General features: G+C 45.1%; 9 protein-coding genes. All 9 read right to left on the bottom strand.

Features of this window, described 5'->3' with window-relative positions:
* Window positions 1-30 precede the first annotated feature (30 nt).
* The 9 genes from pyrD to DEU30_RS02885 all read right to left on the bottom strand — a co-directional run bounded on the left by pyrD (window position 31) and on the right by DEU30_RS02885 (window position 14,921).
* Complete coding sequence (gene pyrD / locus DEU30_RS02925; protein ID WP_114981326.1) at window positions 31-1,035, bottom strand: quinone-dependent dihydroorotate dehydrogenase; 1,005 nt, start codon at window positions 1,033-1,035, stop codon at window positions 31-33.
* Complete coding sequence (locus tag DEU30_RS02920) at window positions 1,035-5,882, bottom strand: NAD-glutamate dehydrogenase (RefSeq protein ID WP_114981327.1); 4,848 nt, start codon at window positions 5,880-5,882, stop codon at window positions 1,035-1,037. The genes pyrD and DEU30_RS02920 overlap by 1 nt, the downstream gene beginning before the upstream one ends.
* A gap of 196 nt (window positions 5,883-6,078) precedes the next feature.
* Window positions 6,079-6,306 (bottom strand): DUF2835 domain-containing protein, encoded by a 228-nt coding sequence (locus DEU30_RS02915; RefSeq protein ID WP_011234524.1) that lies wholly within the window; start codon window positions 6,304-6,306, stop codon window positions 6,079-6,081.
* 23 nt (window positions 6,307-6,329) lie between these two features.
* Complete coding sequence (pepN, locus tag DEU30_RS02910; protein ID WP_011234523.1) at window positions 6,330-8,921, bottom strand: aminopeptidase N; 2,592 nt, start codon at window positions 8,919-8,921, stop codon at window positions 6,330-6,332.
* Window positions 8,922-8,981: 60 nt separating this feature from the next.
* Entirely contained in the window at window positions 8,982-10,436 is a 1,455-nt protein-coding gene (gene nhaC, locus DEU30_RS02905) for a Na+/H+ antiporter NhaC (protein WP_011234522.1), read from the bottom strand.
* Between the two features lie 12 nt (window positions 10,437-10,448).
* A complete protein-coding gene (locus DEU30_RS02900) occupies window positions 10,449-11,834 on the bottom strand; it encodes a sodium-dependent transporter (RefSeq protein ID WP_011234521.1) in 1,386 nt (461 codons plus the stop codon).
* A gap of 110 nt (window positions 11,835-11,944) precedes the next feature.
* The gene (gene prc / locus DEU30_RS02895; RefSeq protein WP_011234520.1) at window positions 11,945-14,002 is read right to left on the bottom strand and encodes a carboxy terminal-processing peptidase; all 2,058 of its coding nucleotides are present in this window, start codon (window positions 14,000-14,002) and stop codon (window positions 11,945-11,947) included.
* A gap of 9 nt (window positions 14,003-14,011) precedes the next feature.
* A complete protein-coding gene (gene proQ, locus DEU30_RS02890) occupies window positions 14,012-14,638 on the bottom strand; it encodes an RNA chaperone ProQ (protein ID WP_011234519.1) in 627 nt (208 codons plus the stop codon).
* Entirely contained in the window at window positions 14,631-14,921 is a 291-nt protein-coding gene (locus DEU30_RS02885) for a hypothetical protein (RefSeq protein WP_011234518.1), read from the bottom strand. Before DEU30_RS02885 ends, proQ begins: the two co-directional genes overlap by 8 nt.
* Window position 14,922: the final 1 nt, after the last annotated feature.

Genomic DNA, 14,922 nt, shown 5'->3' with positions numbered 1-14,922 from the left:
TTGCGATAAGATACTAAAGTCACTTAACCATTACAAGTGACTAACAATTGAGCGAATTAGCCCAGGCCCTTGATAGATAAACCCTGTGTAAACTTGCACCAGGCTCGCTCCAGCCTTGAGTTTGGCCTCTGCTGACTCAACTGAATCAATGCCACCAACGCCTATAACCGGTATTTTTCTTTGCAAAGTTTTACATAACAGCTCTATCACTCGAGTACTTTTATCCTGAAGTGGTTTACCGCTTAAGCCCCCTGCTTCGCCGGCCTGACTGCTTTGCAGTCCGTCACGCGACAAAGTTGTGTTGGTTGCTATTACGCCATCCATTTCATTCTTTAATAGTGACTGCGCCATAACTTCCACTTCATGATCTTCAAGATCCGGAGCTATTTTAACCACCAGCGGCACGTAGCGCTCATACTCTTTTGCCAAAGTCAGCTGAGCCGTTTTAAGGCTGGACAATAAGCCATCAAGACTGGAGCCGTGCTGAAGGTTTCTTAAACCCGGAGTATTAGGAGATGAAATGTTTATCGTTACGTAGTCTGCATAAGGATAAACCTTATTCAGACACGCAAGGTAGTCATCAATGGCCTGCTCTTCCGGCGTGTTTTTGTTTTTACCGATATTAATGCCTAGCACGCCTTTATAGGAAGACGCTTTGACATTTTTAACAAGCTCATCAACCCCATGGTTATTAAAACCCATGCGGTTAATAATTGCTTCGTCTTCGGTCAAGCGGAATAAACGAGGTTTATCATTACCCGGCTGAGCTACAGGTGTCACTGTACCAACTTCGATAAAACCAAAACCCATCTGAGAAAATGCATCTATACACTCGGCATTTTTATCAAGACCAGCGGCTAAACCTACCGGGTTAGGGAAATCAATTCCCATAACCCGAACCGATTTGCTGGGTACGTTTTGTTTCCAAAACAGCGACAACGGTGTGCGATGCCATTTACTCAGGATCCCGAGCATTAATTCGTGCGTTTTCTCAGGATCCTGACGGAACAACAATGGTTTTATAAGGTTGTACATTAACTGATCACTTTAGGTGCACAGTTATGGCTTAACAGCATAAGCTCGCGCAAAGCGACCGAGAATTTAGCAAACTCGTGGCTCTTCGTTGTACGGAAATCGGATAGCATTTGCTGCCAGCGCGATAATAGTACTTCGTTTTGCTCTATCCACTCGCTGATCATCTTTTCCGGATCGCTCACGTCTGGTGTTGAACGCAGTACAACTTGAGTTAATGAACGTTGCTGCCAGTCGAGCTCTTCGCGGAATGCCGCTCTTGCCAGAGCTTGCCAGTGGTTCGCCACAGGTTGGTTATTAATTTGTATTAAGAACCAATGTAAGTTTATTTCCGCACCTAAGCGGAAATAAAGCGTACCAACCGTCTTGAACGACTGTCCGGTTTCATTAGCAACTTCAGCAAGATCCATAGCAGAAAATACCGTGCTCAGGCTTGCAACTTGTTTTGCCAACTTGGCCGGAAAGCCATGTTCTTTGTACTTCTCTATCGTTTCTTCAATGACTTTAGCTTCATCTTCAACCATATACTTGAGGCTGTTCTCGCGTAAGTCATCAAATGCACCCATGTAAAAATCTAAGTGTTCCTGAATGCCACTCAGAGCTGGGTTGCGGTGACGCAAGAACCAGCGAGTTGCGCGGCGAACCATACGACGAAGCTGGAATAAAACTTCATTCTGAACTTCGGCAGGTACTTTATTATTCAGCGCTTCAATTTGTTCCCACAGCTCTTCAACTTTAAAACACTCGCGGGCAACAACATAAGCTGAAGCTATTTCAGCAACTGTCGAGCCGGTTGCCTCCTGCTTGCGGAAAACAAAGTTTGGTCCCATATCGTTAACGATATTATTGGCAAGCTTAGTTGCAATAATCTGACCTTTCAGCGGATGAGATACCATACTGTCAGCAAAACGCTCACGTAAAGCCTCCGGGAAAGAGTCAAAAAGTTCACGCATGTGGTACGGGTCTTCCGTGATTTCATCCGTTATCAGCTGCTCTTTAAGAACCATTTTTCCGTAAGCCGTAATAATGGACAGCTCCGGACGTGTTAAGCCCTGGTTCGTTGCCTGACGCTCAATTAATTCATCATCATCAGGTAAAAACTCAAGCTGACGGTTCAACGAATGCTCGCGCTCAAGGTGGTGAATAAACCGCGTATACTCTTTAACTTGATCGGTACCACGCAATGCTGTTACCGAAATTGACTGTGTTTGTCTGTTACAGTCATCCAGTACAATTTTCGCGACATCGTCGGTCATATCGTAAAGCAGTTTATCGCGTTGCTTCTTCGTCAGATCGCCACTGTTAACTAAACCGTTAAGTAAAATTTTAATATTAACTTCGTTATCTGAGCAGTCCACGCCACCCACGTTATCGACAAAGTCGGTATTAACTCGTCCACCGTTTTGTGCAAATTCAATACGGCCTAACTGGGTAAAGCCTAAGTTGCCGCCCTCACCGATAATTTTCGCGTTCAGCTCGCGACCGTTAACGCGCAACGCATCGTTAGCGCGGTCACCAACATCGCTGTCGGTTTCGGCTTTGCCTTTAACGTAAGTACCGATACCACCATTCCAGATAAGATCAACTTCCATCGTTAAGCAGGCTTTGATCAAATCATTAGGTGTCATTGATTTTTTCTGGGTACCCAGCATTTTCTTAATTTCAGGCGTTAGCTCAATCGCTTTAGCACTTCTGTTGAAGATGCCACCACCTTTTGAAATCAATTCTCGGTTGTAATCATCCCAGCTTGAACGCGGCATTTTGAATAAACGGTCACGCTCTTCCCAGGATTTCGCAGCGTCTGGCTCCGGATCAATAAAGATGTGCAAGTGGTTAAATGCCGCTTGTAATCGCGTATGCTTGGACAGCAACATGCCGTTACCAAATACATCGCCACCCATGTCACCAATGGCAACACAGGTAAAGTCTGTGGTTTGGCAATCAATACCCATTTCGCGGAAATGGCGTTTAACTGATTCCCAGGCACCACGAGCGGTAATACCCATTTTCTTATGGTCATAGCCAACTGAGCCGCCAGATGCAAAGGCATCACCCAGCCAGAAGTTATATTCAGCTGAAATGCCGTTAGCGATATCAGAGAAAGTTGCAGTACCTTTATCTGCGGCAACAACCAGGTATGGGTCGTCTTCGTCACGGCGAACAACACTTTTCGGAGGAACAATTTCGCCTTCAACGATGTTATCGGTAATGTCCAGTAACGCACGGATAAAGGTTTTATAGCACTCTTTACCCTCGGCCATCATGCCTTCTCTGTCTTCCGGTAAAGCTTTACAAATAAAGCCGCCTTTTGCACCCACAGGTACAATAACGGTGTTCTTCACTTGCTGAGCTTTTACCAGACCAAGTACTTCGGTGCGGAAGTCTTCACGACGGTCTGACCAGCGCAAGCCACCACGAGCTACTTTACCGCCACGAAGATGCACACCTTCGACTTTCGGCGAGTAAACAAAAATTTCAAACTTAGGTAACGGTAACGGCATTTCCGGTACCAGCTCAGGCAAGAACTTAACTGAAATATAAGGTTTGTCGTTGCCCTGCTCGTCTTTCTGGAAGAAGTTGGTACGCAAAGCTGCATCAATCAGTTCGACATAGCGACGAATAATACGGTCATCGTCAAGGTTGGCAACGTTATCCAACTCGGTATTAATACGGGTATGAAGTGCTTCAAGCTTTTTCTCAACACCTTTTGTACCCGGTTCAAACTTGCTGTAAAACATCTTCACAACCAGCTTGGCCAGCAGAGGATACTTACTGAACGTACTCTCTATGTAGCTTTGGCTGAATGTGGTGCCAATTTGACGCATGTATTTCGCAAACATACGCAAAATAGTGGCCTGACGGCCATTCATGCCGGCACCTAGTACCAAGCGGTTAAAGCCATCGTCTTCTAATTTACCGTTCCAGACTAACGCAAAGGCTTCCTGGAAGGTTTCACGACTCTCTTCCAGATTCAACGAGCCTGCAGTGTGAAGCATGTGGAAATCAAGAACCCAGTACACATCACCGTCGCCCGTTTTAATCTGGTAAGGGCTTTCGCCAATAACCCGTAACCCGAAGTTCTCGAGCATCGGCAGTACGTCCGACAGATGAATCGGTTCGTCTTTATGGAACAACTTCAAGTGCAGATGTTTACTGTCGTCTTTTTCTTCCTGAGCACGGTATAACACCATACCCAGTTTATGTTCGTCATTTAACGATTCCAGTTGTTTTATGTCTGAAATTGCTACCGACGGTAAAACGTCTTCTTTATACGCACGGGGAAATGCCGTAGCGTATCGTTTGTTTAAACGGGTAGCATTTGCTTCCCCGAAAGTGGACTGCAAAATACGTTCGAAGTTGTCTTCCCACGTGCGGGCCGCTTCAATTAAGTTCTGTTCTAATTCTTTCACGTTCACATCCTGATGGTCTTCGCTCAAACGCACGGTATAATGTGTTCTTGCTAACGAAGACTCTGAAAAATAAGTGGTAAAGTCGACGTCGTATTCGGTTTTCAATGTACGCGCCAACACACTTTGAGTTCGTTGACGTAACAAGGTGTTATAGCGCTCTTTTGGCACATAAACCATGCACGACATAAAGCGGCCGAAAATATCGCGGCGCAGAAAAGCGCGGGTCATGTCGCGCTCCTGCATTTGCAACACGCCCAGACCGACAGTTAGTAAGTCATCTTCTTCTGCCTGCACAATTTCGTCACGAGGATAAGTCTCTAAAATATTCAACAGTGCTTTAGCCGCGTGAGACTGCGGAGCAAAGCCTGACATGTCTAATACGCGGGATATTTTCTCACTCACCAACGGGATATCACGTGCACTGTTGTTATAGAAGTTGGCCGAATACAAACCAATAAAGCGGTCTTCACCTATGACTTCGCCGTCTTCATTAAAGCGTTTAACACCAATGTAGTCTGAGTATGCTGGACGATGAACCCGTGATTTCGAGTTGGTTTTGGTCAACAGTAACAGGCGTTCGTTGTGCGTTATTTCGCGCGCATCTTCCGGTAAGCTGGAAACCAAACGTCCTTTTTCACTAACGGAGTTTTTCATTAACCCCAGACTGGAGTCTTTAACCTGTTTGAGTTCGTAGTCGCCTTTCACCGGAGTTAGCTCATAGGAACGGTAACCGGTTAACGTGAAGTTATCATTGGCCAGCCATTGTAAGAACTCTTTAATTTCTTTCTTTTCTTTTTTTGAGCCCGGATAGTATTCATGATCCAGTTGCTCCGAAACCGTCTGTAGACGCTTACGCATAGCCTGCCAGTCTTCAACAGCAAGACTGATTTCTTCCATTACCGACACCAGCTCACTTTTTAACGTTTTTATCTCTTCCTTGCTGGTTTGGCGGTCTATTTCAATAAGAAAAACCGTGTCGACATAGTTATCATCGCTACGGGTACCCGGTTTCTGTAATTCAGTAACCTGGCTATTTTTGTCCCGTTTATGGCTCAACGGCATATGCAGTAATAAATGCGATGTAATGCCCAGACGAGCCAGCGCCATGCGCACTGAGTCGACCATAAATGGCATATCATTTTGAATAATTTCAATAATGGTATGAGGAGACTCCCAGCCGTCCGTCGGGACTTCAGGGTTATATACTTTTATCAGTGCTTTATCACCGGGTTTATACTCATTAAAGCTGTGCCATAAACCCAAAACCGCACCATACATATCACTATCGTGGCGGTTCGTTAAATCATCACTGGCAATATTGCGATATAAGCGCTTGGCAAAATCTGCTACTAAGTGCGCTTGAGAGGCGGGAACTTTCTTTTTTATCAATTCAACGACTTTTTCCAGTAAAACCGGAGATTGACTATCGACCAACGACATAATTGCAGAGTCCTTGAGGTTGTTGGTGAAACGTCGTAGGCAAGCCCAAATGCGGCCCACGGCCAGAGAATATATGATTGATGTTATTGTCGAACATTTACGCTGGGGTTTCAACGCTTATTCGCGCTAAAAACAGGTGTTTAGACCAGATATGGCAAGTAAAATAATATAACTATTTAGTTTAAATGAATGGACTCTAAGTCAGCCGTTTTAATCCCACGAACTTTTGCTGCTCATCAACTTGTAAAAGGAAGCGTCCACGCACGCCCTGGTTATCGATAAAAGGAATTAAACGCCCCGCGGGTAGTGCTACCCGCGTGCCGTTAACGGTCGTTACTACAATTTGTTGATAACCCTTGCTGTAATAAACATCGCAAAACTCCTGATAGCTCATACTCAGGTTAAAAACATACTCAATGATCACCGTTGGTTAATACCTTTAAATAATTATTCAGTTAGACAACTTTCTATTTTTTCAAATAAGTCACTGGCCAGGTTTGGCAATTGACGTAAAGACTCAAGCTGATTCCGCATTAATTTCTGGCGATTCTCATCATACCGGCGCCAACTGACAAAAGCAGAGAGCAGTCTTGAGGCAACCTGAGGGTTGCTGGTATTCAGTTGTTGAATGACTGAGCCTATCAGTTCATACCCTGCCCCGTCAGCTTTATGAAACTGAGCTTGATTCTGAGTGAACGCGGCAAGCAGTGAATACACCCGGTTTGGATTTTTTAACGAGAAATCGGGGTGCGTCATTAAATCTTTAACGCGCTCCACCGTAGCTTCGTTATTAGCAAGAGCCTGAGTGCTGAACCACTTGTCCATTACCAGTTTTTCGCCACGCCATTGCTGCTCAAACTTATTAAGTAAAGACTCGGCTGCAGAATGATTAGCCCACACTCCGGCCTGCATTGCACCCAGTTGATCAGTCAGGTTATCGGCCTGGTCAAACTGTTCTGTCAACTTATCGGTCGCTGCGTCGCCTAATTCGGCTAAGTAGCTTAAACAAACCTGTTTCAGTTGCCGTTTGGCTATTTCATCACCCACTAACTGGTAGGCTTTTTCTGACTTACAGGCACTCAGAAGCTGGCTGAAATCATTCTCGAGCGCAACTGCCAGTTGTGTTTTTAGTGACTTCAACTGGGTATTAATTGCTTCTACCGGAATGGTTTCATAATTATCAGCAATCGTTGAGGCTGAAGGCAGTGTTAAGGCCAGAGCTTTTAGTGCCGGATCTGTATTGGCCTGAAGCAAGTTCCTGCATGCATCAATCGTTTGTGCTGATAATTCGATAGCGGAATCATCATTAATTCCCTTTTCTATCATTCGGGTAAACAACGACTGTGCCGCATCCCAACGACTAAAGTCATCTTTGCTATGAGCCAGCAGTACCCGCAATTCGTCATCGCTTATGGTGCGTTTTACTTTAACTGGCGCAGAGAAATTATCGAATAAAGATAAAATGGGTTTCTCCACAACATTATCAAAGGTAAAAGTCGATTCATTCTCTTTTAAGTGCAATAAATTATTATCACTTAATGACAGTTCTGCGCCCTGCTCGCTATAGGCTGACCATTTAACCGGAATATGGAAAGGTGCCTTTTGCTCTTGTCCGGGAGTAGACGCTGTTTCCTGTTTGAGCACCAAGGTCAGTTGTTTCGCGTCTTTATCGTAAGACTGCTCCGCTGTAACAACCGGCGTTCCTGCCTGCGAGTACCAATGACGGAATCGACTGAAGTCTTCGCCGTTTGCATCTTCCATAGCCTGAACGAAATCTTCACAGGTTACAGCCTTACCATCGTGACGCTCAAAATAAAGCTTCATACCTTTCTGAAAACCGGATTCTCCCAATAAGGTGTGGATCATCCGAATAACTTCGGCGCCTTTGTTATAGACCGTAACCGTATAAAAGTTATTCATTTGAACAACTTTATCCGGTCGAATCGGATGCGCCATGGGTCCGGCATCTTCAGCGAACTGGTGGCTGCGAATAACGCGGACGTCCTGAATGCGGTTGACGGCTCTGGAGCCGAGATCTGAACTGAACTCCTGATCGCGGAAAACAGTCAGCCCTTCCTTTAAGCTCAGTTGAAACCAGTCGCGGCACGTCACGCGGTTGCCAGTCCAGTTGTGGAAATATTCGTGACCAATAACGGATTCAACGTTAAGAAAGTCCTGATCGGTTGCCGTCGCGGGATTAGCCAAAACGTACTTCGCATTGAAAACGTTCAGGCCTTTGTTTTCCATGGCGCCCATATTGAAGAAGTCGACGGCTACAATCATATAAATATCCAGATCGTAGACCAGGTCGAAACGCTCCTCGTCCCACTTCATCGCATTCTTAAGCGATAACATGGCATGATCAGCTCTGTCCAGGTTGCCTTTATCGACAAAAAGCTCTAAATCAACGGTACGCCCTTCCCGGGTAGTAAATTCGTCACGTAATACATCGAAATTACCCGCGACAAGAGCAAACAGATAGCAAGGCTTAGGAAACGGGTCCTGCCAGGTTGCCATATGCTTTCCGTTATCAAGATCCAGCTGCTTTATGCGGTTACCATTTGATAATAAGTATGGAAACTCTGCTTTATCGGCAATAATTGTGGTTGTAAATTTTGCCAGAACATCAGGCCGATCGGGGTAATAAGTGATGCGTCGGAAGCCTTCTGCTTCGCACTGCGTACAGAAGGTGTTTTCAGCCAGGTACAGGCCTTCAAGCGCCTCATTAGCCGTCGGGTTAACGCTATTTTCAATTTCAAGGGTAAACGCCTTGAGCGAAGTATTAAGTGAAAGGCTGTGCTCATTGCATTCATATGAATCCTCAGCAACGTCTTCACCATCGACTTTTAAGCTCAGTAAGGTGAGTTGTTCCCCGTCGAGTACCAAAGGCTTTGTATGATCGCCTTGCCGTACAACTTTTAAGACGCTCGTTACCCGAGTTTCTGTTGGATGAAGATTAAAAGTTAAATCGACATCCGTTATTGTGAATTCAGGTTCCTGATAATCTTTACGATATTTAGCCTTTGGTAATTGTGTCATAGCTTCCTTCTGTATTTAGTTCTCTTAAGTCGCTCTCTTGCGTACGGCTATTCGCTCTAATTAGGCTTCAGCCGTTTTGTCTTTTGGGTTCAAATACAAGATAGTCCAGCCGGTATAAGCGAGAATTATGGCAATTAGCGGTGTCAGGTAATTAAAGAACGCATAAATACCATATTCGAACGGACTTACGGCAAGTACTGAAAACATATAAGCTCCGCATGTATTCCAGGGAATAAGAGCCGATGTGATGGTACCACTATCTTCCAGAGTACGGGAAAGCACTCTGGGATCCAGATTGCGACGCTCATATTCTTCTTTGAACATGCGCCCTGGCAATACAATTGCCATATATTGGTCTGCGGTTAGTACGTTCGCACCAAAACAGGTAAAAATGGTCCCGGTAACCAGCGAACCGACACTCTTAGCTGACTTCAGCATGCCGCGGATAAAGCGTTCCAGCAGGCCAACTTTTTCCATAATGGCGCCAAAGGTCATGGCACTTAAAATGAGCCATACGGTATTTAACATTGACGACATGCCACCGCCGCTTAACAATGAATCAAGATTGGCACTCCCTGTACTCACCGATACGCCATCTGATAAGGCTAACCAAACTACTTTTAAGGCAGCAACCCAGCCCTGTTCTCCGGCTATTTGACTGACCATTTCAGGTTGGAAAATTAGCGCCCACACACCACCGAGCAAGGCTCCGAAAAATACCGTGGGTAGCGCTGGTTTGCGGGTTGCTGCCAAGTATAGCAACACCGCCAGAGGAACCAGCATTTCCCAGCCAACGTTAAAGGTTGCGCTTAGTTGCTCCTGCATCAGTTCCAGACGCTGTAAACTAACGTTGGTATCGGTGTTAAGACCAAGAATTAAGAACAAGGCTATCGAGATAGCAAAAGCAGGTCCTGCGGTATACCCCATATAACGGATGTGAGCGAACAGTTCTGTTCCTGCGACCGCTGGTGCCAAGTTGGTGGTATCAGACAAAGGTGACATTTTATCACCAAAGTACGCTCCCGAAACTATTGCACCAGCAGCGATACCTGGCTCTAAGCCCATACCGGAAGCTACTCCCATTAATGCTACACCAATGGTCGCTGCGGTTGTCCAGGAACTTCCGATAGATAGCGCTACTACACCACAAATAATACAACTTGCCGCATAGAATAAGCTTGGGTTTAGCAGTTCCAGACCAAAGTAAATTAATGTTGGAACGGTACCTGACAACAACCAGGTACCAATTAACGAACCGACAGCAAGAATGATTAACATTGCGCCCAGGGCTACAGAAATCCCCTCGGTTATGCCCTCTTCTATTTGTTGCCAGCTAAAGCCGTTTTTAAAACCTATGATGACAGCAATACCGGCCGCCACTAACAAGGCTATCTGATTGGGTCCATAAGAAGAGTCTTCGCCAAATAAATAAACCGACGAGGACAACATTCCGATTAGCGCAAGTAAAGGAATCAGCGCCTGTAATAAACTGGGTGCTTTTGTTTTATGACTCATTAATTATTCAACCTAAAGTTTTATAAAGCCGATCAGCTGTAAAAAAATAATAATGATAGCGACTGGAGAAATATATTTAACGCACAGTAGCCAGACATCGAAAATGCCCTTTTTTGTATCCAGTTCGTCTTTCGTGAACTCCGAACGCATTACCCAGCCCGCTAATAGCGCGAGCAGAAGGCCGCCTAGCGGGAGCAGTAAGCTCGACGTTAAAACGTCAATAATATCAAAGAGTGATTCAATTGGCTTACCTAACCACTCGGAGTCTAACTGAGCCCAGCCGGAGCCAGCAAACGAATGGATAGTCAACTGTCCCAGAAGCCATAGCACTCCGCCAGAAACTAAGGTTGCCGGCCAACGGCTTAAGGAAAATTTTTCTGAAACAAAGGCAACCGATGATTCAATCATGGCGATAGCGGAAGTAAACGCCGCAATAACCAGCATAATGAAGAATACGGTTCCAACAAAGCCTCCGGCAGGCATTTCACTGAAAGCTAAAGGCAAGGTAGTAAAGATAAGACCCGGGCCTTCACTTGGCGTTAAACCATAACCGAACACCAGAGGAAATATTGCCAGTCCCGCTAACAGCGCGACAAAAGTATCAATAACAGCAATCCAGACACTGGTTTGTACTATAGAGGTTTCTCGCGGTAAGTAAGCGCCGTACATAATCACAACGCCAGAAGCTAGCCCCAGAGTGAAAAAAGAGTGGCCTAGCGCGACCATTACGCCGTTAACTGTCAACTTGCTGAAATCAGGTTCAAACATAAAGCTAACAGCCGAGGAAAAATCACCGATGCTGCCAGAATAAACAGCAATGCAAACCAGCAACACAATCATGCAGGGAAGTAAGAAGCGTACTGACCTTTCCAGACCATTTTTAACCCCGTTGCCAACCACTAGAATGGTAGCGATAACAACCAAGCTGTGCCAGATCATCAATTCTCCGGGTGACGCCTGCAGTGCGTCAAAAGTTTTACCTATGTCCTCGGCAGAAGCTTTGGTAAACACTCCTTGCGCGGCTTTAAAGACATAAGCCAGCGCCCAACCGGCTATAACCGCATAGAAACTTAACACCAGATAACCGGTCAACATTCCCAGCCAACCTGCAACTTGCCATGCGGGATGCTTACCGGACTCTAATGCGACCGATTTGGCTGCATAGCCTGGTGAGTGTCGGCCACGGCGACCAATAATCACCTCGGCCATCATAATTGGAATGCCAATGGCTAAAATACAAAGCAGGTACACCAGAACAAAGGCACCGCCTCCGTTCTCGCCCATCACGTAGGGAAACTTCCAAATATTGCCTAAACCAACAGCTGCTGCTGAAGAGGCCAGTATAAAACTTAACCGACTTGACCATCGGCTTGATATCGCCTGATTATTTGTTGTCATTATTATTAATCGTTTGTGTTCAGTAACGCGCTATATGACCACAAAACTGGGGTCTATGACAAGCGCACAAAAAAATACCGCCGTAAAGGCGGTATTTTTAAACGGTCAATTTAATTCGAGGCAAGTTGATTTTTATCAATGAAATCAAATGCAACCAAAGCGGCTTGATCGAGGAAGGGATCTACCTCGGTAAACTCATCGGGAGCGTCTTCAACGTTCTCGATTGGCTCTTTTCCCGCACGTTTCAGGCGTTCGTTAACTCGCTCAAGTTGCTTGGCTTTTTGCTGCTCTTGTTTCTTTTCGCGCTCAGTTAACACCAAGCTGACCCACGTTTTATCTTTCTCTTCTCTATAACGTTCTATTTCTTCAAATATGTAAGAAAATTCTGGGTCATCTTCAATTCTCTGATTTAACTGCTGTTGCAAATCTTTCACTTCAGCACTGTTAATTTCACCAACGGGACTATAACTCGCCTTATCTATTTTATCCCAGGGTAACGCGTTGTCTTCTTTGCTTTCACCCCAGTCTGAAGCTTCAACAAACGAAGGGAAAACAACGTCTGGCTGAACACCTCTTAACTGTGTACTGCCACCATCTATGCGGTAGAATTTCGCAATGGTATATTGAACGCTGCCTAATGGCTTATCGTAGAAATCGAAGCGCCGGGCAAGTCCTCGATGTTGTTGCACAGTACCTTTCCCAAAGGTATTTTCACCTATTATTAAGGCACGTTCATAATCCTGCATGGCCGCGGCAAAAATTTCAGACGCTGAAGCACTGTAACGGTCAACCATAACGAACAATGGTCCGTCATAGTAGGTTTTACCGTCTTTGTCTTCACTGACATCGACACGCCCGCGCCCGTCACTCACCTGAACTACTGGGCCTTTATCAATAAATAGTCCGCTCAAACCAATAGCTTCGGTTAAAGCACCGCCACCATTACCGCGCAAATCAATCACTAAGCCTTCTACTTTCTGGCTTTCTAAATCCTCAATCAGCTTTTTGACATCAGCTGTTAGGTTATTGTAGAACCCAGGAATTTCGATAACACCAAGACGACGACCTTTATAAGGCCCCTCTTCGAACTCTTTGACTTCGGCTTTTGCTGCACGATCCTCCAGTTTCACCTTGTCACGGACAATTTCAACTTCACTTGGAGTGCCGCCGGCACCTTGGCTGGCTTTTAAGACCTGCAAACGGACGGTTGTTCCTTTGGGTCCTTTAATTAACTCAACGACATCGTCCAGACGCATGCCAATGATGTCAACAAACTCCTCTTCATCCTCGCCGGAGCCTTGGCCTACAGCTATGATCTTATCTTCTGGAGAAAGCTCATCGGTTTTATCCGCAGGACCGCCTGGGACTAAACTGCGAATTATTGTGTAATCGTATTCTGACTGAAGTACTGCGCCAATTCCTTCCAGTTCGAGATTCATATTTTGCTGAAAGCGCTCTGAGTTGGAAGGCGATAGGTAACTTGTATGCGGCTCAACTGAACGGGCAAACGCGTTCATAACGGTTTGAAAAACATCTTCGCTTTTCGATTTTGTCAGTCGATTTAATGCACTGTTATAACGCTTGCCGAGTGTCTCAACTATCTCTGGCCACTCTTTACCGGCCAGTTTCAAATTAAGCGCATCGTATTTAACACGGTTTTGCCAAAGCTCATCCAACTCTTCTTTGGATTCCGCCCAATCAGCATCTTCACGATCGTAGTAGTACTTGTCACCCTCAACCGAAAAATCCATGGGCTTGTCTTCGTCCAGTATAGACAGCGCATACTCGTAACGCTGAAAACGTCGCTCAAGACTTTTCTGATAAATGTCGTAAGCAACATCAAGCTCCCCCCGTTTCAGCATGTCATCAAACAAATGACGATACTCCTGGGCGGCTTCTATATCCTCTTTCAGAAGAAACATTTTGCTGTAATCCAGCAAGTCAAAGTAGCGCTCATGAATTTGCTCAGATAACTCGTTATCCAGCGTCAAACTACTGAAATGATAACGGGTAAAATAGGACGCAATACGCTCACTGGCTGTATCATGCTGAGCTTCCTGCTCTAACTCTGGTAATTCACTGATCTTGTGCTCTGGCGGTATGGCAACCGCAACAGGAACAACACACATCAGTGCCAATGCACATTTCTTTACAGCCCAGTGTTTCATTGACTACTCCTAAGCGCGCAGAAAAATCTTATCTGCTTTTACTTTCATAATTAAACCGTTTTGCAACTGAACTTGAACGTCGTCCTTGTCCAGCTCTAAAACTGTTGCTGACATGGGGGTGTTCCCCGCTTTTACCTGAACCTGTTGACCAACAGAAAGCTTGTTGAGTTCCACATCAGCCAATTTAACTTTTGGTTTGGCCGGTTTTTTTGCGGTTTTCGGTTTAGCTTTTGCTGTATTTTCAGGTTTATCTTTAGCCGGAGCTTTTTTAGCTGCAGCCTTGTTGGTTGCTTTGTTTTTCTCTGCAACTTTAGCTTTAGATTCTTTTAAAGTCTCTTGTGCATGCTGCTGATGTTCTTCTGTTACAGCTTCTACCTGCTCGCCGTCTAAATTCACTCGCTGAGCACCCGTTTTAACGCTGTATAGATACCGCCAGCTATTGGTGTAATGACGCAGAGCCGTTCTTAAACGTGTTTTACTTACTTTGTCATCGTCCTCAAGGCGTTTCGCCAAATCCTCAAAAATACCAATTTTTAAAGGTTTGGCATCGCCTTTAATAGTAAAACAGTCTGGAAACTGTTCGGCTAAATAGGCAATGACATCTTTACTTTTCGTCAGCTTTTCAGGTTCACTCATTCCATTCTTCTTCCTGTTCGCGGACAACTTTCATTAAGTTTCGAACATAGTCGTCCATTTCATCAAATGACAAATCTAGCAATGCAGGCTCTTCAATCCAGTCGTACAAAGTACGGCGAACCATTTCTTCAAGCTGCTCTGTTGTATCGTCATCCTCTCGTAATGCATTAATAAGATGCAGCATTTCATTTATTTTATCAGCGGCTTCTTCTTCATGCTCTTCAAAGAAAATAACATCTTGTTTGGTTACTAAATAACTGTGAATATCGAATTCAACAAACATA

Source organism: Idiomarina sp. 017G (assembly GCF_004362265.1).
In the GTDB taxonomy this organism is placed as follows: domain Bacteria; phylum Pseudomonadota; class Gammaproteobacteria; order Enterobacterales; family Alteromonadaceae; genus Idiomarina; species Idiomarina loihiensis.
The sequence above is the reverse complement of the archived record's forward strand: the minus strand, read 5'-3'. Positions and strand labels throughout refer to the sequence as shown.